Source organism: Flagellimonas sp. MMG031, from assembly GCF_040112705.1.
Lineage (GTDB): Bacteria > Bacteroidota > Bacteroidia > Flavobacteriales > Flavobacteriaceae > Flagellimonas.
Map to the genome: position 1 here is coordinate 2,815,607 of NZ_CP157804.1, position 25,426 is coordinate 2,841,032.

Here is a 25,426-nt window from a genome sequence, read left to right on the forward strand (position 1 = left end):
AGCTTCGGGGTGACTTTTTTTTATCTTTATGTACCATGGACGAGAAGGTGGACATATTGGACGACGAGGGAAAACCAACAGGCAAATCCTGTTTAAAATCGGAAGCACACCGCCAGGGATTGTTGCACCCTACGGTCCATATTTGGTTGTATACCGCGGACGGTCGGGTTCTGATACAACAACGTGGCAAAAATAAGGCTACCCATCCTTTGCTTTGGGACGTTTCGGTAGCAGGGCATGTGGCATCTGGAGAGCCAATCGTTACTGCGGCAATACGTGAGGTCGAGGAAGAAGTAGGCTATCAAATTACGGAAGAGGATTTGGAAGCCATCGGTACTTTTAAGGCTATCCATAAGATTTCAGAGGATTTCATCGATGCGGAACTCCATCATATCTTTTTGTGTGAGCTTGAGACGCCTTTCACAAATCTAACCAAACAGGAAAGCGAAGTGGAAGCTCTGGATTTGATTCCGCTTTTCAGGTTTGCCGAAGAAACGTGGGGTCTTGCCAATACGGGCAAGTACGTGCCGCATGGTCCCACCTATTACAAAAAAATCATACAGGCTATTAAAGCTAGGACCTGAGCTGCTCCACAAAAGCTTCTACACTATCCAACGCAAACGATTTTTGGTCTCCAGTCTTCATATTTTTAACCACAAACTTGCCATCGGTCAGCTCTTGGTCACCCAAAAGAATGGTATAGGGCACTCCCCTTTTGTCCGCATATTTGAATTGCTTTTGCACTTTGGTGTCCGTAGGGTACAAATCGGCCCGGAGCCCATGTTTGCGAAGTCCTGACACCAATTGCAAGGCTGCCCTTCCCTCATTTTCACCAAAGTTGAGGCAAAGTACGTCCAATGATGTATCCAAGCTGTCAGGGAACAGGTTCAATTCTTCCAAAACCAGATAAATACGATCCAATCCAAAGGAAATCCCCACACCGCTCACATCTTTCAGTCCAAAAATACCCGTAAGGTCGTCGTAGCGACCACCACCACCAATAGAGCCCATTTGGACACCGTCTGGAGCGGCCACCTCAAAAATGGCTCCGGTATAGTAGTTGAGTCCGCGGGCAAGAGTCACGTCCAATTGAAGCATGGCCGATTGTAATCCCAACATATCAACCGTAGCGATGATTTCTTCCAGTTCAGAAACTCCCAACATGCCCACTTTGGATTCCGCTAGAATGGTTTTAAGCTGTTCCAATTGTTCGGAAGCGGTTCCTGTCATCTCGAACAAAGGTTGTGCCTTGGTAATGGCTGCCTCGGAGATGCCTTTTTCGATCATCTCGGCCTTTACTTTCTCCTCTCCTATCTTGTCCAACTTATCCAAGGCCACGGTAAAATCGACCAGCAACTGTTGTGCGCCAATCACCTCGGCAATGCCGGATAGAATTTTGCGGTTATTGATTTTGATGGTTGTCCCTTTTAGCCCCAAGTCTGTAAAAACGGCATCGTAAAGCTGTACAAACTCCACTTCCTGCAACAACGAATTTGCCCCGACCACATCAGCATCGCATTGGTAAAACTCACGGAAACGCCCTTTTTGGGGACGGTCGGCACGCCATACCGGCTGAATTTGATACCGTTTGAACGGAAAATCAATTTCGTTTTGGTGCATCACCACGTAGCGGGCAAAAGGCACGGTAAGGTCGTAGCGGAGGGCTTTTTCGGAGATAAAATTGGTTAGGTAGGCTGACTCAAGATTAAAATAAAAATCACCATATATTCTCATTGAATGATCATTCAAATCATCTATATCTCTTTTTAAAAAGGATTGAATCTTTTTCGAATCTGATAAAAGTCCATTCTCAATTCTGAAAAATAAATCTTTTAAGAAAATCAGTTCATCAAAATTAGACTTTGACTTCAGTCCAATAATTCTCTTATTGTTACTCTTCAAAATGAATTTAACAAATTTATCATCCCTTAAAATTTCATTTAAACTCAATGAAATTTCGGGGTTCTTAAGCTTCAAATGCAGATTATATAAAACCGACTTTGCGACTTCAATCAATAAATAATTAAAATCCTTTAAAAACTCACCGGAATTCAAAATCTTGAAAATCAGGCGGTCGCCTTCGTCCCCATATTTTCCCATAAGCGTCTCCGCATTCTCAAAAGACGGGGTCTCGATGGGTTGAAAACCAAAGGTTTCAAAATGCTTTTTAATGGTTTGGATGATATAGTTACGCTTGGCCACCTCGGCGGGTGAAAAATCTCGGGTTCCTTTAGGTATGGATGGTTTTTTTGCCATTTGATCTTACATTCTCGTGCAAATATACGCTTGATGGTAGAATGGTGGAAAGCTAAAGGACAAAAGATTCCACGATGCCTTTACGCTTTCAGATTGATAAATGATTGAATTCCTGAATTTCTTGCTTCCAACGTCCAAATCAATGCTCCATAATCTGCTCAAACCACTGGTACAGCTCTCCTTTGGTGATGACTGCACCTTGTTTGATGAGCTCAAATTTATCGACATTCTTGTCCTCACCATAGGCCTTGGAAGCGGATAGGTATTCCACAAAATCCGATTGATAGTTCCGTTTGAACCAACCAAAGCCTACCTCGGTCCTCAGGTCGATTTCGGGGTTGAGGATTTTAACGGAAAGTAATTTCATCTCCTTTTCCGTCAAATGAAAAAGATGCATGTGCCGCTCGGAAACATTTTCCAGATATTCCACCTTGTTCAGTACACCTTCCCAAATCAAATCGCTAAACACATCGATTTCCTCTTCGGCCACTTCGGGCTTTTCCTTTTTAAGGGTATCCCACTCTTCTGCCGTAATGGATTGTGTCGCCAAAAAGTTGATGAATTCGGGGTGGAGCTCTTCCAATTGCTCCTTGGTCAATCTTCTGTACTTCATGCGGCAAAAATATAAAAGGCTAGGGAGAACCACCCTGTTTTTGCCCCAAGAATACAGTCAAAAAAGCAGTTTACAAGCGAGTTCTTTAAGTTTACCTTAACCTACAAGGTTTGGCAAGCCCTTTTAATTATTGTAGTTTCGGAGATTCACATGTAATAAAAAGAAGATAGCATGACATTTTTGAAATCAATGAAAACGTTTGTGGTGGGTGTGGCCGTTATGGGTGCCACTGCCTTTTCACAAATTACGGCACAAGAACAAGTAGAGGTAAGCGATGCGGAACTGGATAAAATCGCCGCTGCATTCCAAGATATCCAAAAGGTGAACATGGAGGCCCAACAACAGGTTATGGCAACCGTAAAGGAGAGCGGTTTCGACCCAAATCGCTTCAACGAAATGTACCAAGCCTCAGCTTCCGCAGAACAAACGGTAGAAGCAAGTGATGAGGAGAAACAGCGCTTTGGTGAGGTAATGGGTAAAATTCAGCAAATGCAAACGGGTTTCATGAAACAAATCCAAGAAATCATCAGCAAGGAAGGTTTAACCATGGAACGCTACGAAAAAATAGCGATGGCGCTACAAACGGATGCCGATCTACAGGGTAGACTACGGGCCGCTATGGAACAAAAGCCCTAAGATTATTTAAAAATAAGTACATTAAAAAAGCCCTTTGAAAAATCAAAGGGCTTTTTTTTATATGATATGGTGTGGATTATTTAGCTTCCGCAACCACTTCAAAAGGGAATTCTACTACAACTTCCCTGTGCAATCTGATAATGGCCTCGTAAGGACCGGTTCTTTTGATAGCTCCACCTTTAATGTTGATGAATTTTCTATCAATCTGGTGTCCTTCTTTGTCCAAGGCAGCAGCAAGGTCGATGTTGGTCACCGAACCGAACAATTTATCACCGGCACCTGCCTTGGCAGTAATGCGGATTTCCAATTGCTTTAACGCATCGGCCACTTTTTGGGCCTCGTCAATGACTTTCTTCTCCTTGTGAGCTCTTTGCTTAAGGTTCTCGGCCAAAACTTTTTTGGCAGATGGAGTGGCCAAATCGGCCAACCCTTGAGGGATTAGGAAGTTTCTGCCGTAACCGTTCTTTACGGTAACGATATCATCCTTAAATCCCAAATCCTGTACATCTTCTTTTAGAATAAGTTCCATTCTTTGGTGTTTTTTATTTCAACATATCGCCAACGTACGGCATTAAGGCTAGGTGACGGGCACGCTTTACGGCCTGAGCCACTTTTCTTTGGTATTTCAAGGAAGTACCGGTAAGTCTTCTAGGAAGTAATTTTCCTTGTTCGTTTACCAACTTCATCAAGAAATCCGGATCTTTGTAATCGATATACTTGATACCTGATTTCTTGAACCTACAATACTTCTTCTGCTTGCTGGTCTCAATGTTCAGCGGGGTCAAATATCTGATTTCCCCGTCTTTTTTAGATTTTGCTTGTTGTTCGATAGATGCCATACCCTATGCCTTTGCTTTTAGTTTGTTTCTTCTTTTTTCCGCCCAAGCAATTGCATGCTTGTCCAATTTAACGGTCAAAAAACGCATGATGCGCTCGTCTCTTCTGAATTCAAGCTCATATGGGCCAATAGCCTCACCTGGAGCTTGGAATTCGAACAAGTGGTAAAATCCACTTTTCTTGTGCTGAATGGGATAGGCCAACTTTTTAAGTCCCCAATCTTCCTTGGAGACCATTTTGGCACCATTCTTAATCAAGAAATCTTCAAATTTCTTGACTGTTTCCTCTATCTGGGTCTCAGACAGAACGGGATTCAAAATGAAAACAGTTTCGTAATGGTTCATTATAATATATTTTTAAAGGAGCGCAAAATTAATAATAATTCCTTCGCCCTGCAAGAAAAGTAAAAAAACTTCGTTAAAGTAACAGAGTTATCAACAGTGAAAAACCCAATAAACCTAAATAACACTTATGGCAATTTACACAACAAAATAGACCATGTTTACATCTTTTGTTGCCCGTAAGCGGCTTTTTTATGTAATTTGCCCATGATTTAAAACCCTACAAATCACCCCATTCTATGAAATTAAAAAGTATAATTGTAGACGATTCCTCGATGCAGCGCATGGCGGTTGCAAAGTTGGTCAACAATCATCCACACCTCGCCTTGGTTGCTGAGTACAGCAATGCCATTGAAGCCAAAAATGGCCTAAAGAACCATGAAATCGACCTTATCTTTTTAGATGTTGAAATGCCCATCATCAGCGGTTTTGACCTTTTGGAGGCCCTAGAGAACCCACCACAGGTCATACTTATTACCGGAAAACCTGATTATGCACTTAAAGCATTTGACTACGATGTAACCGATTACCTTCACAAACCCATCACCCTAGCGCGTTTTGAAGCCTCTGTAAAAAGAGCCGTTGCCAAATACGAGCAAATGAACCGTGTTGATGAGGACGAAGAGCACATCTTTGTAAAGAGTAACCTTAAAAAGCGTAAGGTTATCCTAAACGACATAAAATGGATAGAAGCATTGGGAGATTACATCAAATTGGTGACCGACGAAGCCAATATCGTAATCCTATCCACCATGAAATCTTTTGAAAAGCAATTGCCTGCCGAAAAATTTCTACGTATCCATAAATCTTATATTGTGAATCTGGAGAAGATTGAGAAATTCAACAGCAAAAATGTTGAAGTAGGGGGCAGACAGATTCCTTTGAGTAGAAACAAGAAAACAGAACTAGCCGAAGCGCTGGCCAATGTATAATTAGATGTGGTCCACATTGTAGACCAATCGTACACTTTTATACTTAGAAATAGCATTAAAGGATTTTTCGATTCTTTTAATGCTATTTTTTGTTTGGGCCAAGGGCTCTTTTCTGGGCACCTTGATCAAGATATTTTTGAGGTAATCCCTTCGGATTCGGGATACCGGTGGGTATTCAGGGCCAAGAATATTCGTGCCGAGCACATTCCGCAGCGACCCTGCCATCCAGTCCGCTGCCTCGTTCAATTTATTGAAATCTTTATCCTTTAAGGTGATTTTGATCAACCGCACCAAAGGGGGATATTTAAACTGCTCCCTTTCATAGAATTGCTCCTTGAACATGCTATCGTAGCTGTTCGTGGTCACCTGTTGCAATATTTGATGGTATGGATTGTAGGTTTGAATGAGGACCTTACCCCGTTTTTGGGTACGCCCTGCCCTGCCCGCTACCTGTGTCAGCATTTGAAAACTGCGTTCATGCGCCCGGTAATCGGGGAAATTGAGCATGGAATCCGCATTCATGATGCCCACCAAGCTCACATTTCTGAAATCCAGCCCCTTGGTTACCATTTGGGTACCGACCAGAATATCCATTTCCTGATTTTCAAAAGATGAAATGATTTTCTCATAGGCATATTTTCCTCGGGTAGTGTCCAAATCCATCCGCCCAACCGAAACATCGGGGAACAACTGTCCCAATTCCTGCTGAATCTGTTCCGTACCAAAACCTTTGTTGTCCAGAGTAGGGCTCCCACAAGCCAAACACGCCTGCTGCAAAGCCATGTGATACCCACAATAATGGCAACGCAATTGGTTTCTGTGTTGGTGATAAGTCAAACTGACATCGCAATTGGGACATTGGGCCACATGACCGCAAGTGGTACACTCCACCACAGGGGCAAAACCCCTTCGGTTCTGAAAAAGTATGATTTGCTCCCCCTCCTCCAAGGCTTCGGTCATCGCCTTGATCAAAATTTCGGAAAAATGTCCTTTCATGCGCCGTTTACGGGTCGCTTCCTTGATATCCACCAAATTGATTTCCGGCATCAGCACCTCTCCAAACCGATGGGCAATGGAAGCGTAGCCATATTTTTTCGTCTTGGCGTTGTACATACTTTCAATGCTTGGCGTAGCGGAACCCAAAACAATATGGGCCTTGTGCATGGAAGCCAAAACCACGGCCGCATCCCGTGCGTGGTAACGTGGAGCTGGGTCAAATTGTTTAAAAGAGGTTTCATGCTCCTCATCCACCACCACCAACCCCAATTGGGTAAACGGAAGGAACAGTGACGAACGTGCACCAATGACAATCTGGGCTTTCTCGGCATTCTTCAGCACATTGTTCCACACCTCTACCCTTTCGTGAATGCTGTATTTGGAATGATATACGGATACTTGATGTCCAAAATAATGCCGCAACCTATTGATCAATTGGGAGGTCAACGCAATTTCGGGCAGCAGATACAAGGCCTGTTTGCCCTCTTCCAAGCATTTCTGTATCAATTTGACGTACACCTCGGTCTTTCCTGAGGAGGTGACCCCGTGCAACAATACTGGTTTTTGCTCTTCAAAACCGTGATGGATATCCTCTAACGCCAGTTGTTGGTACTCGTTTAAATGGACCTGTTCGGAAGCATCGGAACGCTCATCAAAATCTACCCGATCCTTTCGGATGTGGTACTCCTCCAAAATACCTTTATCCACCAGTGCCTTGATCACGGCCCGTGAGGCCCTGCTTTCTTTTTCGAGTTCGGCAATGGGTATGGGTTTGGAACTTTTGGCCTTTAGTTGGAACAAGGAAAGTACAACCTGGCTTTGTTTTGGAGCCCTTGTCAGTTCGTTGAGCAATGCAGAAAGTTCCACTTCGCCCTCGTACTGCTCGGAGAGTTTTACATAGCGGACCAATTTCGGTTTGTACTGCTCGTACAGTTCCTCTTTTTGGACCACCACGCCTTTATGCACCAAGGTATTGATAAGCTTCAACACGTGCTTTTTGTCCACAATATCACTGACCTCAGCTATTTTTAATGCGGTTTGATGTTGTAATGCCTCATACACCAAAAACTCATCATCGTTGAGTTCCTGTTCGTCCACTTCGGTATTTTTATTGGGCAGAATCAGCGTTTCGCTTTCCAACATAAAGGCACTGGGCAACGCAGTCCGAATCACCTCTCCCAAGGTGCACATGTAGTACTTTGCCACCCATTCCCAATGCTTGAGTTGTACTGGTGTGACCACCGGGTGTTCATCCAAAATCTGATAAATCTCCTTGGGTTCGTAGGCTTCCGGGGCATTTTGGTGGATGCGGTAGGCCAAAGCCGTATAAATCTTGGATTTCCCGAAGGGAACGGCCACACGCATACCCTCCTGTAAAAAATCCGCTTCAGCTTTTGAAATTTTATACGTGAAGAGTTTCTCCAAGGGAATGGGCAAAACAACCTCCAAAAAATAATCCATATCTAGTTCTCTATCACCCGGTGCCATGTTTGGGTTCTATACAAAAAGGCGAGATAGCCCCGTACTTTGAGACGGTTGGCGTTTTCCTCGTCCAACCAAACCCTGCCCCTAAAGGTCATGGCCTGTTCGGGGTCGAAGAGTTTGTCGCCTTTGTAGATTCCATCTTTCTTTTCCTCAAAATCCTCCATGATCTTCATGCCGAGGATAGGCTTATTTTTTCGTTCTCCCTCACATTTGGTACATACCGCACCTTTTTTTCCTTCCTGCAAAATCTTCACCACCTTGGCATGCAACAAGCCACCGTCCTTATATATTTCGATGATCGCCTTTTCCGTACCATCACGGTCGTCAATGGTTTTCCACTTGCCAAAAACGGTCTGTGCAAAGGTGATTTGACCCATCAGAAAACATAGGGCGAAAACCCATTTACGCATCATTCTTCTGTTTTTCATGCCTTTTTTTAAGGGAATTTAAGGTTGCATTGAGCTCAAAGCCCAACAATAAAATGTTTGAATTTAACCAAATAAACACCATTAGGATCAATAATCCTCCCAAAGCGCCATAAAGTTCATTGTAACGGGCAAATTCGTCCACGTAAATACCAAAAAGGTAAGAGGTGAGTAAGAACAAGAGGGTGGTCATCAATGCCCCGGCGGAGAAGAATCGTGCCTTGCGCCCTTCCGCGGTTCCAAAATAGTACAGTATGGCCGTGGTGATGTAGGACAAAAACAAAAAGAACAGGACTTTGGCTATCTGAATGCCTACCGTATCGCCTTTTTCCACATCGTACCCCAAGGTTTTGCCCAAATATTCACTGGTGTATTCCACAATATAAAATTCAAAATAAACGAACGCAACGGCTCCCACAATCAATAAAATGGAAAGAATGAGCCCCACCATGAGCGCATAGGCATACTGACGGAAAAAGTTTCGGGTCAGTTCCACATGATAGGAGTTCTCAAAACCCCCAAAAATGGCATTTACGCCGTTGGCCACCAGAAAAATGGACAAAATAAAGGCAGAGGACAACAATCCTCCTTGCTTTTGGTCCTTAATCTGCTGATAGATTTCCCCAAAATAATCACTGGTGGCGGAAGGGAGAAAGGACTCCAGAAAATCAAGGAATTGGGCATCAAAATTCTCATTGCCGACACTCACATAGGGTATGATGAACGGGATCAGGGTCAACAAGAAAATAAGCAATGGGAAAAGGGCCAAAAACAGGCTGAACGCAATGGAACTTGCCCGCGACGACAGGGTTCCTTTAACGATGCCCACCAAATACATTTCGATCAAGTCATACAAAGAGAGTCCTTCAAAAGCTTTGAGCTTTATCTTTTTCAATATCCGGACCATCCAATTGATGACGGGTATCTTTTCCAACTGCTCTTCGATGGCTGCTGACATTTAAACGGCTTTTAAGCTTAGGTCCATATTGTAAACGGAATGGGTAAGTGCTCCTGAAGAAATGTAGTTGACACCACATTCGGCATAGGTCCTGATGGTTTCCTCGTTGATTCCACCGGAGGATTCCGTAAGGCACTTCTCCCCTATCCGTTTGACCGCTTCGCGGGTGTCATCGTAGTCAAAATTGTCCAAAAGGATGCGATAGACCCCATCGGATTGCAGGATTTCGTCTACCTCATCTAAATTCCGGGCCTCCACGATAATCTTTAATTCCTTCCCCTGCTCCTTCAGATAATCCTTTGTTTTTTGAATGGCCTTGGTGATACCCCCGGCAAAATCGATATGGTTGTCCTTGAGCATGATCATATCGTAAAGGGCAAACCGATGGTTTTCCCCACCGCCGATGGTGACGGCCCATTTTTCGAGAGCACGAATCCCGGGCGTGGTTTTACGGGTGTCCAAAATTTTGGTCTCCGTACCGTCCAAAAGGGAAACGAAATCTTGGGTTTTGGTGGCAATGGCACTCATGCGCTGCATGGCGTTGAGCACCAAACGTTCAGCCTTTAGGATGCTTTGCGAGCTGCCTTCCACATAAAAAACGACATCGCCGTATTTCACGGGGGACCCATCCTCCATCAAAATCTCCATTTGGAGCTGGGGGTCCACGTATTGAAAGACCTGTTTGGCAAAGGCCACTCCGGCAATAATGCCTTCATCCTTGACCAACAGTTTAGCCTTTCCCTGCGCCGATGCGGGAATACAGGCCAAGGAACTGTGGTCGCCATCGCCAACATCTTCCCTAACGGCATTGGCAATGATCAGATCCAGTTCGTGTTGAAATTGTGCTTCGGAAATCATCCACTTGGGGTTTTCACGAAAATAGTAAAAACATTGTTGTTGGTATACAATTATGTTGTGGAGTTATTCCTAAAAATAATGCCTGTGGGGGATGGGGTTTTGGTTGCGGGTTAAGGGTTAAGGGTTGCGGGTTGTTAGCTGCGGGTTGCTGTTTGTTTGGGAAACAAGGCTATCATTTGTTTTGTGGTGAGGCATAAAAAAGACCCAAAAACAAGTTTGGGGCAAGCCACTGGAAAACGAGAGCAAATTTTCCTGTGGTTGCCCCTATACTTAAAAACTAAATTATTTATGGACAATTAATATCATATTGAATCCCTGTAATATACCAACCGTAATCAACACTCATAAGAACACCTAAAGCATAATCACCCTGTTCTCCACAAAGCAGAACACCTTCCATTCCCAATGACACATTGAATGGTCCGTCGTTTTGCAGAACAAAGTCCGCCCATCCAGCTAAAGTAGCATTGGCATTGGTATGGGACATGCCAGAACCATTGAACATCCCAAACATGGATGTAATATTTGTTATATCCCATCCGCCTAAATCTTGGTCGAATGACTCAGCAAAACTGAACATACCAAACATATTGATTACATTAAATGTATCCCAACCGCTCAAATCCTGATTAAAGATGGTAGCACCAGCAAATGCTCCTGTCATAAGGGTCACGTTGCTTGTATTCCACCCTCCGATGTCCTGATTGAAAGCTATAGCATTGTTAAATATATCTTCCATATTAGTTACATTACTAGTATTCCAGTTTCCAATGTCCCCATTGAACTGGTCAGCCCACCTAAACATTCGCACCATGGAAGTCGTCTCAGACAAATTGGGCGGCTCACCAGCGGAAAAAGCCACTAAATTATCACAATCCTGAAATGCATAACTCATAGACTGCCATTTCTGTTCCCCCCACTGCGTGACATCTACAAGAGCATCTTGGCTTGCTTTATCTGCTCCACCCATTCGAAGAGCAGGAAAACTACCTTTTATCGCAACTAAATACTCATCACCTACATCATATACATGTGAGGGATTAGGGTTAACGCCATTTATATTCTCTTGAGGACTACCATCTCCCCAATCTATAATGAAGTTGTAATCATAATCAGCGTTAGTTCCTATGGCTAACACCTGTCCTGAAGTCACTACCCATTTGGTAATAAATGAAGCAGGATCATCGAACAAGCTTACACCCTCTTCCACATCGGTCACGGTTATGGTTATGTTCAGTGCTACCGTTTCATTGTTACCATCGCTAACCCCGACGGTGAGTTCATGTGCTGTTTTGGTCTCAAAATCCAAAGTCTTGTCCGTTGCCAAGGATAGTTCGCCTGCTTCGGTGATCTCAAAGAGCCCATCCAGATCTTCCACGATACTAAAGCTAAGGCCATCTTCCTCCTGATCGCTGGCCACTACAGTTCCGATAATTTCGGTATCGGCAATGTCCTCCGCTACTTCAAAGCTTTGGGGTTCTGCCGTGGGAGCTTCGTTCACATCGCCCACAGTGATGGTGACGACCGCTTGGACGAATCCATTGCCGTCATTGGCGCTTACGGTAATGGTATGTTCTTGCTTGGTCTCAAAATCCAAGGTCTTGCCTTCCACTAATGAGAGTTCGCCGGAATCGGTGATTTCAAAAAGTTCGTCCAGATCTTCCACTATGGCAAAAGTTATGGTTTCCTCCTCTGGGTCGCTGGCCAACACGGTACCAATGACATCGGTATCGGTGATGTCCTCATTGGCTTCGAACGATTGTGCCTCCATAACGGGCAATTTGTTTTCTGGGTCGGACTGCACCACTTTTATGGTGATGGTGGCCTGTACGGAACTATTGCCATCGCTTACCTGCACCGTTACCGTGTGCTCTGTTTTAGTCTCAAAATCCAAGGCTTTGCCTTCCAAAAGGGAAAGTTCCCCTGTTATGGTCATCTCAAAGAGTGCGTCCGCATCCTCGGCGATGCTAAACGTAAGTTCATCCTCTTCGGGGTCATTGGCCGTTACGGTGCCTATGACCTGCGTATCGGGAATGTTCTCCGAGACGGTAAAGGTCTGCGGTTCTAGGGTGGGCGGTAAGTTTTCGGGGTCCACTTGGGTCACGTTGATGGTCATCTGGGCCTTGGCCTCGTCGGTGCCATCGGTCACCGCTACGGTAATGGTGTGCTTGGTCTTGTTCTCGTAGTTTAGGGATTTGCCCGTTGCCAGGCTCAGACCGCCCGCTTTGGTGATCTCAAAAAGTCCGTTGTCGTTCTGTGCAATGGAGAAGGTGAGTTCGTCATCCTTGTCCGCATCGGTGGCCTTTACGGTTCCGATGAGTTGGGCATCGGAGATGTTCTCGGGCACGGGAAAGGTCTGCGCCGCAATGCTGGGCGCATTGTTCTGGGGCGGTGGTGGTGCATCGTCCTTGCCACAGCTCCAGAATAGGATAAGGCTCAAAAGGGCCAAAAAGTAGGTCTTGTTGTTCATTTTTGGGTAGGTATTTGTTAAATAGGAGCAATGTCGTCAATTCCAACGGGTTTTTAGGGCACGATCTGACGGATGCCCCTTCCGATCTGACGGATGGGGGTTTTGATCTGACGGATGGGGTTTTGGGGTGTGGGTTCAGAATCCGGAAATAGCTAACTTTCTTGGCAAACTTCAGTTTGTTGCTAGAAAAATCTATTTTTGGGCATGCAGATTACCTTGATGGCCATTGGCAAAACCGATAAAACTGAACTTGAGTCACTTATCTCCGTTTACGAAAAACGGTTGAAGCACTATATCAAGTTTCAAATGGAGATGATTCCGGATATTAAAAACCGGAAAAACCTTTCGGAAGCCCAACAGAAGGAAAAGGAAGGGGAATTGATCTTGGCGCAACTGCAACCCACGGATACGCTGGTGCTATTGGACGAAAAGGGAAAGCAGTACAGCTCTGTGGATTTTGCTCAATTCCTACAAAAAAAGATGAACAGTGGTATCAAAAATCTGGTTCTGGCCATTGGTGGACCTTATGGGTTCAGTGAAGCCGTTTATGCAAAGAGTTCAGGTAAAATTAGCCTTTCCAAAATGACCTTTTCCCACCAAATGGTGCGCCTTTTCATCGTGGAGCAAATCTATAGAGGGTTCACGATTTTACGGAACGAACCTTATCATCACCAATAAATTAGACAAAAGACCGCTTCGCTCCGAGAGAAAAGATAAAAGACATGGGGCAGCAACTCAATAACACAGCGTAAACAACCCGTAACCAAATGTCAAGCACCAAATTCCAAAAAACAAGAACTCCCTTTTATCTTGACACTTGATACTTGATACTTGAATTTCTCCTAATAAAGCACCCTAAACTTAATGGTATTCTCGATTTTCTTGAGCGCTTTGATCACGTCTTTGTCGTACTCCTTGTCCAAATCAGTAATCACGTAGCCCACCTCGCTGTCTGTCGAAAGGTACTGACCAGAAATATTGAGTCCATACTGTGCCAATATCTCATTGATTTTGGCCATGATACCCGGTACATTGCGGTGAATGTGCAAAAAGCGGTGCGATTTGTTCTGTTTGGGAAGTCGGATATTGGGAAAGTTCACAGCATCCACCGTATTTCCCGTATTGATGTAATCCATGATCTTGTTCGGCACAAACTCTGCTATGTCTCGCTGCGCCTCTTCGGTACTTCCGCCAATGTGGGGAGTCAAAATTACGTTGGGCAATCCCTGCAACGGGGTTTCAAAGGCTCCATTACTTTTGGGCTCGGATGGATACACATCTATGGCCGCTCCACCCAGTTTGCCACTTTTTAAAGCATTGGTCAAAGCGTCAATATCTACCACAAAGCCTCTAGAAAGGTTGATGAGCTTGGCACCATCCTTCATTTGGTCAATTTCCCGCTCACCAATGAAATTTTTGTTGGCTTTGTTATCGTCCACATGCAAGGTCACTACATCGGAAACATTCAACAAATCCTCCAAAGTGTCACATTTTACAGCATTTCCCAAGGCCAATTGGTCATTTACATCATAATAGTAAACTTTCATCCCCATAGCTTCGGCCAAAACGGACATTTGCTTCCCGATGTTTCCGTAGCCTACAATACCCAAATTCTTTCCACGTACTTCTTGTGAACCAGCGGCGGTCTTGTTCCATTCGCCATTGTGGATTTCGGTACTGCGCGGAAAAATGCTTCGCATGAGCATAATGGTCTGCCCTACGGCCAATTCCACCACGGAACGGGTGTTGCTGTACGGTGCATTAAAGACCACTACGCCTTTCTTTTTGCTGTATTCCAAATCAATTTGGGTGGTTCCGATACAAAAGGCACCTACAACCAATAGTTTATCGGCAGCGTCCAACACTTTTTGGGTCACCTGCGTTTTGGAACGGATGCCCAGCACATGGACTCCCTTGATTCGCTCAATGAGTTCGTCCTCGGAAAGGCTGGTCTTGATCAACTCCACAGAGAACCCTTCTTCCGAAAGGTTTTCGAAGGCTGCAGGGTGGACATTTTCCAATAAAAGGATCTTGATTCTGTTCTTGGGGTATGATAAGTTTCTTGGCAAATCGTTCACAAATAAAAATTCATCTAGGTTCGGTGCAACGTGGTCGGCATTGTTGGCCGCCTTTTCCCGATGCACATTTTCAGTGTAGGCGAAAAATTTATGGGCAATTCCGGCCTCGCGCATCACATAATCGCTGTAGCCGTCGCCAATGACCTGGACCTCGCCATCCAAATCCAGATTCTTTAAACATTCAATTTTCCCATTATGGGACGCCAAAACATTGGTTTCGTCAAAACCGGTAATATTACCTTCGGCATCAAAAGTAAAGGTATTGGCAAAAACCCGTTCGGAGGGGATATTGTATTCCTCCACAATGGGGTCGATAAATTCCTTGAAACCACAGGAGATCACATAAATATCTTCCGCATACTCGTGGAAAAACTCCTTGTTGGCCTCGATGGATTTGGAAATTTTTTGACGGAGTTCCTTTACCAAATCCTCTAGGTCGCTTTTGTTCGCGCTGAGCAAACGGATCCTTCGCTCCAGGGATTCGGTGAACGAAATGTCTCCATCAATCCCCAAATTGGTGATTTTTTGGATTTCCGATACAATTTCGTCCCTTTTTGGGTTGCCTTGCAGGGTCATTTCCGCCAAAACATCCAATGCTTCAACACGGGTAAGCGTGCTATCAAAATCGAACACATATTTGCGTCCAGTGTGTACCATGGGGTCGCTTCAAAAAATTAAAGGGTAAAATTAAACATTAATTCCATCCTTATAATCGGAACTGATCAAAAACCTTACACATTTGCGGATAAATCAAAAATCCACTGCGATTTGTTCGAAATGGCACCCAAATCCTGATTTTTTGCAAGTTGGAACCCTAAAGGAATCAAACTCAAGTGCAAGTACAAGTTCAAATGAAAGGCCTTTTTCCAATTCAATAACTCAAGGAATTGCACTAATGCTCACGAATTAATTTAGGAAATGGACCATTGTATGCCTAGATTTTTAGACTTATCTCCTGTCAACTGCCTCCTGTTTACTGTTCCCTGTCTCCTGTCTCCTGTCTCCTGTCGCCCAAAATCTATTAAAACCACCGCCGTGTCAGCTTGCAATAGATGGTATATTCCTGACCAAACTGTTTTTTGAGGGCTTCCTCCTCGGGTTTTATCTGAAAATGGTTCAAGTAGGAAACAAAGCCCGCTGCCACCAAGGTATTGAAGGCATTGCCCAGCTTTAGGCCAAAGGCCAACAAGAACAACAGCATTCCCAAGTACATCGGGTTCCGTGTAAAGTTATAGATGCCATTGGTGACCAGCTTTCTGCTTTTATCCAAGTGCAATGGGTCCGTCGTGGTCTTATTGATGAAAAACTGTATCACGGAAATTAGGATTACCACTAGCCCAAGACCGAACAAGAACAGCATCAAAAATCGTCTTCCGAAAAAATCGAATTCGCCGACGGGCAAAAAACGGTCCAAAACATACATCAAGCCTCCAAAAATCAACATCACCAACGCAGGTGGTACTTTCAATTGCATAACTATGGGTTAAAACCCGAAATTACTACTTTTGAAACTCACACAGAACCCTTTTATATTGAAACTCGTTTTTGCCACCCATAATGACCATAAGTTGAAGGAAGTGCAGCAACTTCTGCCAGACACCATTGAAATTTTATCGTTAAAGGATATCAATTGTTTGGAAGAAATCCCGGAAACGGGCGATACGTTGGAGGAAAACGCCAAAATAAAGGCCGATTATGTGACCCAAACCTTTGGTTTGGACTGTTTTTCCGACGACACCGGTTTATTGGTCGATGCCCTGAACGGAGCGCCCGGTGTGTATTCCGCCAGATATGCCGGTGGGCAGAAAAGTGCTTCGGACAATATGGAAAAACTATTATCCGAACTGAAAGGTGCAACTGATCGCTCAGCGCACTTTAAAACGGTGGTCCATCTCAATCTTAATGGAGAGAGTTATACGTTTGAGGGCATCGTGGAAGGCCAAATTACTACGGAAATGCATGGAGAGGGCGGTTTTGGCTACGACCCCATTTTTAAGCCCAACGGATACGACAACACCTTTGGCGAACTGCCTTCTGCCGTTAAAAATGCCATAAGTCATCGGGGGCGGGCCATTGAAAAATTGGTGGAATTCCTAAAAAAGAAGGCACAGTAGCTTGCACCGATCAAAATAAGTGTACCTTTGCCGCTTTATTAACGCCGCCGGTATGGGCAAGGTGTTGCGATGGGCTCAAATGGGTTATATACAAATCGCTCGATGCAACACAACATATTTGCGATTTAAGGTATATACACCGCTATGACTAAATTTGAAGCCTTGGGGTTGGACAAACCCCTATTGGATGCTATTTCCGATCTTGGATTTGAATCCCCCTCTGAAGTACAAGAAAAATCAATCCCCGTTTTATTGGGACAGGAAACCGATTTGGTGGCCCTGGCCCAAACAGGAACTGGTAAAACCGCCGCTTTTGGATTTCCGATGATTCAAAAGATCCAAGCGGAAAGCAGGACCACACAAGGGTTGATCCTATCCCCTACACGGGAACTGTGCCTGCAGATCACCAACGAACTCAAACTCTACTCCAAATATATTAAAGGACTGAATGTGGTCGCCATTTATGGTGGTGCGAGCATTACGGAACAGGCCAAACAAATTAAGAGAGGTGCACAGATTGTTGTGGCCACTCCCGGCCGTATGAAGGATATGATCGGCCGAAATATGGTGGACATCTCCAAAATTGATTACTGTGTATTGGATGAAGCCGATGAAATGTTGAACATGGGCTTTTATGAGGACATTAAGGACATTCTATCGAATACCCCGCAGGAAAAGCTTACTTGGCTGTTCTCGGCGACCATGCCCAAAGAAGTGGCTACGATCGCCAAAAAGTTTATGCACAAGCCTGTTGAAATCACTGTTGGTTCCAAAAATGCTGGTGCCTCTACCGTACAGCACGAGTATTATGTGGTTGGCGGACGCGACCGCTACGCAGCCCTTAAGCGTTTGGCAGATGCCAATCCCGGAATTTTCTCCGTGGTTTTTTGCCGTACCAAACGCGATACCCAACGAGTTGCCGAAAAATTGATCGAAGATGGTTACAACGCAGGGGCTTTGCATGGAGACCTAAGCCAAAACCAACGGGATTTGGTGATGAACTCCTTCCGTAAAAAGCAGGTGCAAATGTTGGTAGCTACGGATGTTGCCGCCCGTGGAATCGATGTGGATGATGTAACCCACGTCATCAACTACCAATTGCCGGACGAGATAGAAACCTATACCCACCGAAGCGGACGTACGGGCCGTGCGGGAAAATCAGGTATTTCCATGGTCATCATTACACGCTCCGAGCTTCGTAAGATCAAGGCCATCGAGAAAAAGATCCAGCAAGATTTCGTAGCCAAAAAGATTCCTGATGGTATCGAAATCTGCGAAATCCAGTTGTACCATTTGGCCAACAGGATCAAGGAAACCCAAATCAACAAGGAAATCGAAAGTTACTTGCCCGCCATCAACGATGTATTGGATGGCATTGACAGAGAAGACCTTATCAAAAAAATATTTTCCGTAGAGTTTACCCAATTCTACAACTACTACAGCAAAACCAAGGACCTCAATAGTCAAGATGCTGGAAAAGACACAGGAAGTACCAAAGGTGAAATCCCAACGGAAGGTTCTGTACGCTACTTTATCAATATTGGGGAGCGGGATGGATACGATTGGATGTCCTTAAAAGATTTCCTTCGCGACACCTTGAACCTTGAAAAGGAAGATGTTTATAACGTAGACACCAAGGATTCCTTCTCTTTCTTTAACACGGATGCCCAACTTACGGAATTTATCCTTCAAACCTTTACCGATTTTAAGGTAGATGGGCGTTTTATCAATGTTGAGGTTTCCAAAAACCCCGGAAGCGGTGGTGGAGGAAAAGGCGGTAAAAAACGTCGTGGCCGTAAAGGTGGCGGTGGTGGTCATCGCAAAGGTGGCAACAAGTCTTTTAAAGGCGGTAAAAAAGGAGGATATGGTAAAAAGGGCAGTAAAAAAAGACAGGGCTTTTATTAGTTAATTCTATATTAAAAGGTAGGTCGCTGCTGTTTATTTTTCTTTGTTTAGTATTTTTATCATTCCAAAGATTGCATGAAAAGAGTACTACTTATACTATTGTCCCTAACTCCGCTGCTAGGTTTTTCCCAGGTCGAAGGTAATGAAGCCCAAGAAATCCAAGAGTTTACCGCGACGGTGATCAATGCCCAAACGGAATTTCCTTTGGAAAGCGTTCACGTGGTCAACTTGAACCAGGTAAAGGGTACCATTACCAATCCGGATGGAAAGTTTACCATTCCCGCTGCGGTGAATGATACGCTATATTTCTCCTACCTTGGGTTTAAGACACAGAAAGTACGGGTAACCAACGATATGTTGCGCTTTGGCAATACGGAAATCGCCCTTACCGAATTGGCCTATGCCTTGGAGGAAGTGGTGGTTAGGCCATATCAACTCACAGGATATTTGGAAATAGACGTGAAGAACCTGCCCGTGAACAATGCCTATCAATACAGCATATCAGGACTAAATGCCAGCTACGAGGCCGGAAACAAAAGCCCCAGTGCCGTGACCAAGGTGTTGGGGGCCATATTGAACCCGGCAGACCTATTGCGGAACCTTTTCGGCAAAAAGCCTCGTCAGATGCGCAAATTGCGTCAAATAAAGGAAGATGACAACATCAGGGACCTTTTGGCCTCCAAATTTGATAGGGAGACATTGACCGAACTGTTGCAACTCGAAAAAGTGGACATTGAAGACATCCTGAACAATTGCAACTATTCCAGATCCTTTATAAAAACAGCGAACGACCTTCAAATTCTGGATGCCATTTCCAGTTGCTATGAGGAGTATCGTGTTTTGAACCGAAACCAATAATCCATTCACCCATAACCGATTGGGCAAGTCCAAGTGCACAGCAAATAAATTTTCTTATTACGCTCGCATTTTATAGTTTTAGACAAAATCCCAATCCATGAAAAAACTGCTTGTTGTTTTGTTTTCTATTCCCTTATTTATTGGCTGCAAGAAAGTTAAAAAGGAACCTGAAGTCGTAACACAGGTAGTTGAACAGGAAAGCCCTAAAAAAGAAGTGCCTTTTGTATGGGAAGGCGCCAATGTCTACTTTTTGCTCACCGATCGCTTCAACAACGGCAATCCGGATAACGACATCAATTTTGACAGGACTGAGGAAACTGGCGTTTTACGCGGTTTTGAGGGCGGGGACATTCAAGGTATCACCCAAAAAATCAAGGAAGGTTATTTCACCGATTTGGGCATCAATGCCATTTGGTTTACCCCTATAGTGGAGCAAATCCATGGCGCAACAGACGAAGGCACTGGAAAAACCTATGGTTACCACGGCTATTGGGCAAAGGATTGGACAGCGATAGACCCCAATTTTGGTGCCAAAAAGGATTTGGAAGAGTTGGTAAAAACAGCCCACAGCAAGGGTATCCGGATTTTATTGGATGTGGTGTTGAACCATACTGGACCGGTCACGGAAAAAGACCCCGTATGGCCCGATGATTGGGTACGCACCGGTCCCAAATGCGAGTTCACCACCTACGAAAATACAACGGCCTGTACTTTGGTGGAGAACCTACCGGATATTCTGACCGAGTCTGACGAAGCAGTGGAACTACCCGATGCCCTGTTGGCCAAATGGAAACAGGAAGGGCGATTGAGCAAGGAACTGGACGAACTGCAACTCTTTTTTGAACGTACGGGCTATCCAAGGGCACCCCGTTACTACATCATCAAATGGCTTACGGATTACATCAATGATTTAGGGGTGGATGGTTTCCGTGTGGATACCGTAAAACACGTCAACGAAAATGCTTGGTCCGACCTATATACGGAAGCAACTTATGCCTTTGAAATGTGGAAGAAAAAACACCAGGACCAAGTTTTGGACGAGAATCCATTTTACATGGTTGGCGAAGTCTACAACTACGGTATTTCTGGCGGACGCGATTTTGATTTTGGCGACAAAAAAGTAGATTTCTTTGACTATGGATTCAAGAGCCTTATCAATTTTGAGCTGAAAAACGACGCAGATAAAAGCTATGAGGCGATTTTTTCAAAATACAACAAACTGCTCCAGACCAAATTAAAGGACAAAAGCGTACTCAACTATCTTACTTCCCACGATGATGGCGCGCCTTATGACAAGGAGCGAAAAAAACCCTATCGTGCGGCCAATGTTTTGCTGTTGACGCCCGGTGCCTCACAAGTGTATTATGGGGACGAAACCTCCCGTAGTTTGATCATAGAAGGGACCGAAGGTGATGCCACGTTGCGCTCGTTCATGAATTGGGAAGATTTGGATAGCCTTCCCGAAATACAAAACATACACAAACATTGGCAAAAACTGGGACAGTTCAGAGCCAACCATCCGGCTATTGGTGCTGGAAAACATAAGCGTCTGGCCAAATCGCCCTACGTATTCTCCAGAACATATGTTAACGGAGACTATAGGGACAAAGTGGTAGTAGGGTTGGATTTACCTAAAGGTAAAAAATCGCTATGGGTAAAAGGCTTTTTTGGAGATGGCACCGTGCTGTACGATACCTATTCCGAAACAGAGGTCACCGTGGCCAATGGAAAGGTGGTCTTGGACAATGCGTATGACATTGCCCTATTGGAATTAGTCGAGTAGTTCCATTACTGTCTGGAGTGCAAAGCGATCCGATTGCCCTCCGTATCCAAAAAAACGGCCATGAAGCCGATTTCAGGGCTGATCTGGGTCTTCGACTGCACAATTTTTCCTCCATTGGACTCGATACGGTCCAATTCGTTTTGTACATCCAAGCTATTGAAATACACCAGTACCCCTTGGCTATCGCTCGGTTTGTACCAATCCTTGTTTTGAATCAGTGAGCCCGCCGCTCCCGGTTTGTCCATATCCGAAGGAAACCACCCCATTTTGGTGCCCCCAAAATCCTGTAGTTCTATCTTCACTTGAAAAACCGCTTCATAAAACGTTTTGGCCCGGTCCATATCCACTACGGGGATTTCGAACCAGCCCACCATATTAAAATCCATAACTTAATTGTTTTCTAAAATCTGTTTTAAACTTGCCAACCCCTCTTCAAAATCCTTCCCGATGGCCTTGTCCATGCTCATAAAAAGCATCATAATACTCATGGGAAACTTATTTTTGCCCGAAAAGCCCCAAATTACCTGGGTAGTATCTGCATCCACCGCTTTGGTCTCCATATAGGCATTGGAAGTGGATTTAAAGGGCTTTAGAAACCGAAGTTCCGATTCGATGCGCTCGCCGTCCACAATTCGCATAAGTTCCTGCTCCCCTTCCCCAACATCCTTATTGCCTTTCCAACTGCTTACGGCACCCACTTCGCCATCTGTACCCGTAAAATTCTTTACCATGTTCGGGTCGCGCTTGCCCCATGGGGACCATTCATCTTGATTTTTCAATAATTGGAGATAACCAAAAACAACGCTTTTGGGTCGATTGATTTCGATAGATCGGGAAACATCATACCTTTTTGGGGCAATGGCTGCCAACAGAAGAATCAAGGCCAATATGGCCATAAGAATATAAAGTACAATCATGTCTGTAATTCATTGGTTGTCAATTAAAAATACAAAAAAAATTACTCGGATACGTATCTTTTGATGATCCCTTTTACATGCTTGATGGATTTTTTGGTCCAGTCCAAACGTTTTTCCAATAGTTCTGCTTCTGTCAAACGCCAATCAAGGTCTGAATCCCTGACTTTTTGTGCCAATTGCTGAATGATAATGGCTGCGGAAACTGAAACATTAAGGCTCTCTGAAAAACCGACCATGGGGATTTTGAGGAAACCATCGGCCTGCTGCATCACTATTTCGGAAAGACCTTCCTTTTCGGTACCAAAGAATAAAGCCGATTTTTCAGAAGGAAAAAAATCGGGCAGCAGACTGGAATCGTTGTGGGGTGTTGTGGCAATAATCCGATATCCTTCGCTTTTTAGTTTGGCAACGCAATCTGCGGTGGTCCCGTACCGGTGAACATCCACCCATTGTTCGGCACCCATCGCAATATTCTTGTCCAATCGCTTCCCAAATCGATGTTCGATGACATGAAGTTCCTGTACCCCGAACACATCACAACTACGAAGAATGGCACTGGTATTGTGCAACTGGTAGACATCTTCCACCGCTACGGTAATATGCTTCGTCCGTTTTTGGAGCACGTCCAAAAATCGCTGTTTTCGTTCCTCAGTAAGATAGGTCTCCAAGTATGTCAGCAAATCATGATCGATCATAAAACCAAGATAGGAAAAAATGGCTTTTTTGACTCGTAGTGCATTTTTTCTATATGTTATTGCTTGATGGTGGAGCTATACCTGAGTAACTTTGACCATCACATTGAGCCTAACTGCTCCAAGTGTTTTCTTTTTGCGGAAAACTCCCTATCTTTTATCAAACAAGCTCCAAATTTTAGCGACAGATGAAAACTAGCGTACTTCAAAAAACAATGCGGATTATTTTGGGAGGATTGATGGTGCTTGCCGGCATCGGACACCTTACCTTTCAACGGGAAGAATTTCAGGCCCAAGTCCCGCGATGGTTGCCCAGTAGTCCCGAATTCATGGATTTTGTGGTCGTTGCTTCGGGCGTTGTGGAAATTGGCCTTGGGTTGGCCATGATATGTCTTTGGAAGCATCAAATTAAAGTGGGGATTGTATTGGCTATTTTTTATGTGCTTATCTTTCCGGGAAATATCTCACAATACACAAATGGCATCGATGCCTTTGGATTGGACACGGACCGAAAAAGATTCATCCGGTTGTTCTTTCAACCCGTATTGATTCTTTGGGCCCTGTGGTCCACAGGAGCATTAAAACACTTGATGAACAAATCAAAAGATTAACATGAATACATCTTTTTATGATTTTGAGGCCAATGGTTTAAACGGAGAAAAAACCTCCATGGAGCAATTTAAGGGCAAGACCATTCTGGTCGTGAACACCGCAAGTGCATGCGGATTGACCCCACAATATAAAGGCTTGGAAAAATTGTACCAAAAGTACAAGGATAAGGGGTTGGTGGTTCTGGGTTTTCCCTGCAACCAATTTGGCAACCAAGAAAGTGGCACCTCCGAAGAAATACAGGAGTTTTGCCAAGTAAATTATGGGGTTAGTTTTCCTATGTTCGAGAAAATAAAGGTCAATGGAAGCAGTGCACATCCCTTATTTAAATTTTTAAAGTCAAAACTGGGCGGTGGTATTTTTGGCAGCAAGATCAAATGGAACTTCACCAAATTCTTGATCAACAAGAACGGGGTTCCTAAAAAGCGATTCGGTCCAACCACCATACCCAAGGATTTGGAAAAGCATATCGAAAAACTACTGTGATCACTTCTCATCAGCTTTTCAAAATTAATTGAAGCCTATATGTCCAAACCAAAAATAGTAGTGCTCACGGGAGCAGGGATGAGTGCCGAAAGTGGGTTGAAAACCTTTAGGGACGAAAACGGGCTTTGGGAAGGTCATGATGTAATGGAAGTTGCCTCGCCCCAAGGTTTTGCCCGAAACCCTGAATTGGTGCTGGAATTTTACAACCAGCGGAGAAGGCAACTGTTAGAAGTATCCCCGAACGCTGGACACCAAGCCTTGGCCAAACTGGAGCAAGCGTTTGACGTAAGCATTGTGACCCAAAATGTGGATAATCTGCATGAAAAGGCAGGCAGTTCGCATGTGATTCATTTGCATGGGGAATTGTTCAAAGTGCGTAGCACCGTGGATGAAAGCCATGTTTTGGATTGGCAAAAGGACCTCGTTTTGGGCGATACCGACCCTAACGGGCATCAATTGCGGCCACATATTGTTTGGTTTGGCGAAATGGTCTCCATGCTGGAAGTTGCAGCAGAGATAACCCAACAAGCGGAAATATTGATTGTCGTCGGTACCTCCATGCAGGTATATCCCGCCGCCAGTTTGATTCATTATGCCCCAAACCGAACGCCAATTTATTTCATCGACCCGCGACCCAACATCCGCTCTTCGGATTTTGAACAACTAACGGTGATTCCCAAAACCGCGGCCCAAGGCGTTCCCAATTTGGTGGAGGAACTTCTTAATAATTGGCCCTAACACCATCGGCCCAAGCCACCAGGGTGCTTATCTGTTCTTGGGAAAGCTTGGCATCCCCGTGGGTCCACGTGTACTCTTTTAAGGGCATTTCTCCTTCTTTCACCTCTTCGATAAGTTCTTCCAATTTATGGTCTTTCTTCTTGGTGTCGTAATTCTGCCAATCAGAAAAGTTCAAGTGTTTCTTCCCATCTTCGATATGGTCTGCCAACCAATAGGAAACAGGAGCGATGTTGTTGTACCAAGGATATTCTGTGTTGTCACTATGACAATCGTAACAAGCCGTATTCAAAATGGTCTTTACCTCTGGGGAAGGATTGGTCTCGGTTTCAAAAGCAGCTACATAGTCACCTGCTGCCACATTTTTTTCCGGACGATAAAATTGCATCCCAACTAGCACCACCAAGAGTGCCAATGCGATTTTTTTTGCTATTTTCATTGG

27 protein-coding genes are annotated in these 25,426 nt (G+C 44.5%); 11 read left to right on the forward strand and 16 right to left on the reverse strand.

Annotated features, from left to right (window positions below; translation table 11 throughout):
- Positions 1–35: 35 nt before the first annotated feature.
- Positions 36–584, forward strand: a complete 549-nt coding sequence (locus ABNE31_RS12785; protein ID WP_349351410.1) for an NUDIX domain-containing protein — start codon at positions 36–38, stop codon at positions 582–584.
- On the opposite strand, the gene hisS is transcribed toward ABNE31_RS12785, so the two are convergent.
- Both hisS and ABNE31_RS12795 read right to left on the reverse strand, forming a co-directional pair.
- Complete coding sequence (hisS, locus tag ABNE31_RS12790; RefSeq protein WP_349351411.1) at positions 574–2,256, reverse strand: histidine--tRNA ligase; 1,683 nt, start codon at positions 2,254–2,256, stop codon at positions 574–576. The two genes, ABNE31_RS12785 and hisS, sit on opposite strands and share 11 nt — an antisense overlap.
- 139 nt (positions 2,257–2,395) lie before the next feature.
- Positions 2,396–2,869, reverse strand: a complete 474-nt coding sequence (locus ABNE31_RS12795) for a DUF6495 family protein (protein WP_349351412.1) — start codon at positions 2,867–2,869, stop codon at positions 2,396–2,398.
- Positions 2,870–3,040: 171 nt separating this feature from the next.
- Here ABNE31_RS12795 and ABNE31_RS12800 point away from each other — a divergent pair, with 171 nt between their 5' ends.
- Entirely contained in the window at positions 3,041–3,505 is a 465-nt protein-coding gene (locus ABNE31_RS12800) for a DUF4168 domain-containing protein (RefSeq protein WP_349351413.1), read from the forward strand.
- 76 nt (positions 3,506–3,581) lie between these two features.
- Here the strand turns inward: ABNE31_RS12800 and rplI are convergent, their stop codons facing one another.
- Genes rplI through rpsF form a run of 3 tightly spaced genes read right to left on the reverse strand, consistent with a single transcriptional unit; the run spans position 3,582 to position 4,686 of the window.
- Positions 3,582–4,034, reverse strand: a complete 453-nt coding sequence (gene rplI, locus ABNE31_RS12805; protein ID WP_179383957.1) for a 50S ribosomal protein L9 — start codon at positions 4,032–4,034, stop codon at positions 3,582–3,584.
- 13 nt (positions 4,035–4,047) lie between these two features.
- Positions 4,048–4,344: a 30S ribosomal protein S18 gene (gene rpsR / locus ABNE31_RS12810; RefSeq protein WP_014031368.1), complete on the reverse strand. Its 297-nt coding sequence runs from the start codon at positions 4,342–4,344 to the stop codon at positions 4,048–4,050.
- A 3-nt stretch (positions 4,345–4,347) separates the two neighbouring features.
- On the reverse strand, positions 4,348–4,686 hold the full coding sequence (gene rpsF / locus ABNE31_RS12815) for a 30S ribosomal protein S6 (protein ID WP_014031369.1): 339 nt from the start codon (positions 4,684–4,686) through the stop codon (positions 4,348–4,350).
- Between the two features lie 236 nt (positions 4,687–4,922).
- Here rpsF and ABNE31_RS12820 point away from each other — a divergent pair, with 236 nt between their 5' ends.
- Positions 4,923–5,615, forward strand: coding sequence for a LytTR family DNA-binding domain-containing protein (locus ABNE31_RS12820; protein ID WP_100818563.1), 693 nt, complete (start codon positions 4,923–4,925; stop codon positions 5,613–5,615).
- On the opposite strand, the gene priA is transcribed toward ABNE31_RS12820, so the two are convergent.
- From priA to ABNE31_RS12845, 5 genes are all read right to left on the reverse strand, one after another.
- Positions 5,616–8,072 (reverse strand): primosomal protein N', encoded by a 2,457-nt coding sequence (priA, locus tag ABNE31_RS12825; protein ID WP_349351414.1) that lies wholly within the window; start codon positions 8,070–8,072, stop codon positions 5,616–5,618.
- A 2-nt stretch (positions 8,073–8,074) separates the two neighbouring features.
- Positions 8,075–8,524 carry a DUF2147 domain-containing protein gene (locus ABNE31_RS12830; RefSeq protein WP_179383960.1) on the reverse strand — a complete coding sequence of 150 codons (450 nt, stop codon included), beginning with the start codon at positions 8,522–8,524 and terminating at the stop codon, positions 8,075–8,077.
- The gene (locus ABNE31_RS12835) at positions 8,499–9,479 is read right to left on the reverse strand and encodes a YihY/virulence factor BrkB family protein (protein WP_306013131.1); all 981 of its coding nucleotides are present in this window, start codon (positions 9,477–9,479) and stop codon (positions 8,499–8,501) included. The genes ABNE31_RS12830 and ABNE31_RS12835 overlap by 26 nt, the downstream gene beginning before the upstream one ends.
- Entirely contained in the window at positions 9,480–10,337 is an 858-nt protein-coding gene (gene nadC / locus ABNE31_RS12840) for a carboxylating nicotinate-nucleotide diphosphorylase (RefSeq protein WP_349351415.1), read from the reverse strand.
- A gap of 286 nt (positions 10,338–10,623) precedes the next feature.
- Complete coding sequence (locus tag ABNE31_RS12845) at positions 10,624–12,807, reverse strand: BspA family leucine-rich repeat surface protein (protein ID WP_349351416.1); 2,184 nt, start codon at positions 12,805–12,807, stop codon at positions 10,624–10,626.
- A gap of 204 nt (positions 12,808–13,011) precedes the next feature.
- Between ABNE31_RS12845 and rlmH the strand changes: the two genes are divergently transcribed.
- Positions 13,012–13,485, forward strand: a complete 474-nt coding sequence (rlmH, locus tag ABNE31_RS12850; RefSeq protein ID WP_349351417.1) for a 23S rRNA (pseudouridine(1915)-N(3))-methyltransferase RlmH — start codon at positions 13,012–13,014, stop codon at positions 13,483–13,485.
- A 164-nt stretch (positions 13,486–13,649) separates the two neighbouring features.
- Here the strand turns inward: rlmH and serA are convergent, their stop codons facing one another.
- Entirely contained in the window at positions 13,650–15,542 is a 1,893-nt protein-coding gene (gene serA / locus ABNE31_RS12855; protein WP_349351418.1) for a phosphoglycerate dehydrogenase, read from the reverse strand.
- A gap of 364 nt (positions 15,543–15,906) precedes the next feature.
- Positions 15,907–16,359 (reverse strand): isoprenylcysteine carboxylmethyltransferase family protein, encoded by a 453-nt coding sequence (locus ABNE31_RS12860; protein WP_293282280.1) that lies wholly within the window; start codon positions 16,357–16,359, stop codon positions 15,907–15,909.
- 58 nt (positions 16,360–16,417) lie between these two features.
- On the opposite strand from ABNE31_RS12860, the gene ABNE31_RS12865 reads away from it, so the two are divergent.
- From ABNE31_RS12865 to ABNE31_RS12880, 4 genes are all read left to right on the forward strand, one after another.
- A complete protein-coding gene (locus ABNE31_RS12865; RefSeq protein WP_349353051.1) occupies positions 16,418–16,999 on the forward strand; it encodes a non-canonical purine NTP diphosphatase in 582 nt (193 codons plus the stop codon).
- Between the two features lie 144 nt (positions 17,000–17,143).
- Positions 17,144–18,904, forward strand: a complete 1,761-nt coding sequence (locus tag ABNE31_RS12870; protein ID WP_293287880.1) for a DEAD/DEAH box helicase — start codon at positions 17,144–17,146, stop codon at positions 18,902–18,904.
- A 75-nt stretch (positions 18,905–18,979) separates the two neighbouring features.
- Positions 18,980–19,762 (forward strand): carboxypeptidase-like regulatory domain-containing protein, encoded by a 783-nt coding sequence (locus ABNE31_RS12875; protein WP_349351419.1) that lies wholly within the window; start codon positions 18,980–18,982, stop codon positions 19,760–19,762.
- Positions 19,763–19,859: 97 nt separating this feature from the next.
- Complete coding sequence (locus ABNE31_RS12880; protein WP_349351420.1) at positions 19,860–21,545, forward strand: alpha-amylase family glycosyl hydrolase; 1,686 nt, start codon at positions 19,860–19,862, stop codon at positions 21,543–21,545.
- A 5-nt stretch (positions 21,546–21,550) separates the two neighbouring features.
- On the opposite strand, the gene ABNE31_RS12885 is transcribed toward ABNE31_RS12880, so the two are convergent.
- The 3 genes from ABNE31_RS12885 to ABNE31_RS12895 are packed head-to-tail and all read right to left on the reverse strand — an operon-like array spanning position 21,551 to position 23,157.
- Positions 21,551–21,931, reverse strand: a complete 381-nt coding sequence (locus tag ABNE31_RS12885) for a VOC family protein (protein ID WP_257023963.1) — start codon at positions 21,929–21,931, stop codon at positions 21,551–21,553.
- A 3-nt stretch (positions 21,932–21,934) separates the two neighbouring features.
- Positions 21,935–22,462: an SRPBCC family protein gene (locus tag ABNE31_RS12890; protein WP_349351421.1), complete on the reverse strand. Its 528-nt coding sequence runs from the start codon at positions 22,460–22,462 to the stop codon at positions 21,935–21,937.
- A 41-nt stretch (positions 22,463–22,503) separates the two neighbouring features.
- Entirely contained in the window at positions 22,504–23,157 is a 654-nt protein-coding gene (locus tag ABNE31_RS12895) for an RNA methyltransferase (protein WP_349351422.1), read from the reverse strand.
- Positions 23,158–23,342: 185 nt separating this feature from the next.
- Here ABNE31_RS12895 and ABNE31_RS12900 point away from each other — a divergent pair, with 185 nt between their 5' ends.
- The 3 genes from ABNE31_RS12900 to ABNE31_RS12910 are packed head-to-tail and all read left to right on the forward strand — an operon-like array spanning position 23,343 to position 24,987.
- Positions 23,343–23,765, forward strand: a complete 423-nt coding sequence (locus ABNE31_RS12900) for a MauE/DoxX family redox-associated membrane protein (RefSeq protein ID WP_349351423.1) — start codon at positions 23,343–23,345, stop codon at positions 23,763–23,765.
- Between the two features lies 1 nt (position 23,766).
- Positions 23,767–24,249, forward strand: a complete 483-nt coding sequence (locus ABNE31_RS12905) for a glutathione peroxidase (protein WP_349351424.1) — start codon at positions 23,767–23,769, stop codon at positions 24,247–24,249.
- Positions 24,250–24,288: 39 nt separating this feature from the next.
- Positions 24,289–24,987 carry an NAD-dependent deacylase gene (locus tag ABNE31_RS12910; protein WP_349351425.1) on the forward strand — a complete coding sequence of 233 codons (699 nt, stop codon included), beginning with the start codon at positions 24,289–24,291 and terminating at the stop codon, positions 24,985–24,987.
- Here ABNE31_RS12910 and ABNE31_RS12915 read toward each other — a convergent pair.
- Positions 24,971–25,423, reverse strand: coding sequence for a heme-binding domain-containing protein (locus ABNE31_RS12915; RefSeq protein ID WP_349351426.1), 453 nt, complete (start codon positions 25,421–25,423; stop codon positions 24,971–24,973). The two genes, ABNE31_RS12910 and ABNE31_RS12915, sit on opposite strands and share 17 nt — an antisense overlap.
- Positions 25,424–25,426 lie beyond the last annotated feature (3 nt).

Bases quoted from the DNA above. Each gene is read 5' to 3' on its own strand.
- ABNE31_RS12800 (WP_349351413.1), top strand. From the start codon at position 3,041: ATGACATTTTTGAAATCAATGAAAACGTTTGTGGTGGGTGTGGCCGTT.
- ABNE31_RS12830 (WP_179383960.1), bottom strand. From the start codon at position 8,524: ATGAAAAACAGAAGAATGATGCGTAAATGGGTTTTCGCCCTATGTTTT.
- ABNE31_RS12880 (WP_349351420.1), top strand. From the start codon at position 19,860: ATGAAAAAACTGCTTGTTGTTTTGTTTTCTATTCCCTTATTTATTGGC.
- ABNE31_RS12870 (WP_293287880.1), top strand. From the start codon at position 17,144: ATGACTAAATTTGAAGCCTTGGGGTTGGACAAACCCCTATTGGATGCT.
- ABNE31_RS12895 (WP_349351422.1), bottom strand. From the start codon at position 23,157: ATGATCGATCATGATTTGCTGACATACTTGGAGACCTATCTTACTGAG.
- rpsF (WP_014031369.1), bottom strand. From the start codon at position 4,686: ATGAACCATTACGAAACTGTTTTCATTTTGAATCCCGTTCTGTCTGAG.
- hisS (WP_349351411.1), bottom strand. From the start codon at position 2,256: ATGGCAAAAAAACCATCCATACCTAAAGGAACCCGAGATTTTTCACCC.
- ABNE31_RS12900 (WP_349351423.1), top strand. From the start codon at position 23,343: ATGAAAACTAGCGTACTTCAAAAAACAATGCGGATTATTTTGGGAGGA.
- ABNE31_RS12875 (WP_349351419.1), top strand. From the start codon at position 18,980: ATGAAAAGAGTACTACTTATACTATTGTCCCTAACTCCGCTGCTAGGT.
- nadC (WP_349351415.1), bottom strand. From the start codon at position 10,337: ATGATTTCCGAAGCACAATTTCAACACGAACTGGATCTGATCATTGCC.
- ABNE31_RS12785 (WP_349351410.1), top strand. From the start codon at position 36: ATGGACGAGAAGGTGGACATATTGGACGACGAGGGAAAACCAACAGGC.
- rpsR (WP_014031368.1), bottom strand. From the start codon at position 4,344: ATGGCATCTATCGAACAACAAGCAAAATCTAAAAAAGACGGGGAAATC.
- ABNE31_RS12885 (WP_257023963.1), bottom strand. From the start codon at position 21,931: ATGGATTTTAATATGGTGGGCTGGTTCGAAATCCCCGTAGTGGATATG.
- rplI (WP_179383957.1), bottom strand. From the start codon at position 4,034: ATGGAACTTATTCTAAAAGAAGATGTACAGGATTTGGGATTTAAGGAT.
- ABNE31_RS12860 (WP_293282280.1), bottom strand. From the start codon at position 16,359: ATGCAATTGAAAGTACCACCTGCGTTGGTGATGTTGATTTTTGGAGGC.
- ABNE31_RS12795 (WP_349351412.1), bottom strand. From the start codon at position 2,869: ATGAAGTACAGAAGATTGACCAAGGAGCAATTGGAAGAGCTCCACCCC.
- priA (WP_349351414.1), bottom strand. From the start codon at position 8,072: ATGGATTATTTTTTGGAGGTTGTTTTGCCCATTCCCTTGGAGAAACTC.
- rlmH (WP_349351417.1), top strand. From the start codon at position 13,012: ATGCAGATTACCTTGATGGCCATTGGCAAAACCGATAAAACTGAACTT.
- ABNE31_RS12915 (WP_349351426.1), bottom strand. From the start codon at position 25,423: ATGAAAATAGCAAAAAAAATCGCATTGGCACTCTTGGTGGTGCTAGTT.
- ABNE31_RS12835 (WP_306013131.1), bottom strand. From the start codon at position 9,479: ATGTCAGCAGCCATCGAAGAGCAGTTGGAAAAGATACCCGTCATCAAT.
- ABNE31_RS12910 (WP_349351425.1), top strand. From the start codon at position 24,289: ATGTCCAAACCAAAAATAGTAGTGCTCACGGGAGCAGGGATGAGTGCC.
- ABNE31_RS12905 (WP_349351424.1), top strand. From the start codon at position 23,767: ATGAATACATCTTTTTATGATTTTGAGGCCAATGGTTTAAACGGAGAA.
- ABNE31_RS12890 (WP_349351421.1), bottom strand. From the start codon at position 22,462: ATGATTGTACTTTATATTCTTATGGCCATATTGGCCTTGATTCTTCTG.
- ABNE31_RS12845 (WP_349351416.1), bottom strand. From the start codon at position 12,807: ATGAACAACAAGACCTACTTTTTGGCCCTTTTGAGCCTTATCCTATTC.
- serA (WP_349351418.1), bottom strand. From the start codon at position 15,542: ATGGTACACACTGGACGCAAATATGTGTTCGATTTTGATAGCACGCTT.
- ABNE31_RS12820 (WP_100818563.1), top strand. From the start codon at position 4,923: ATGAAATTAAAAAGTATAATTGTAGACGATTCCTCGATGCAGCGCATG.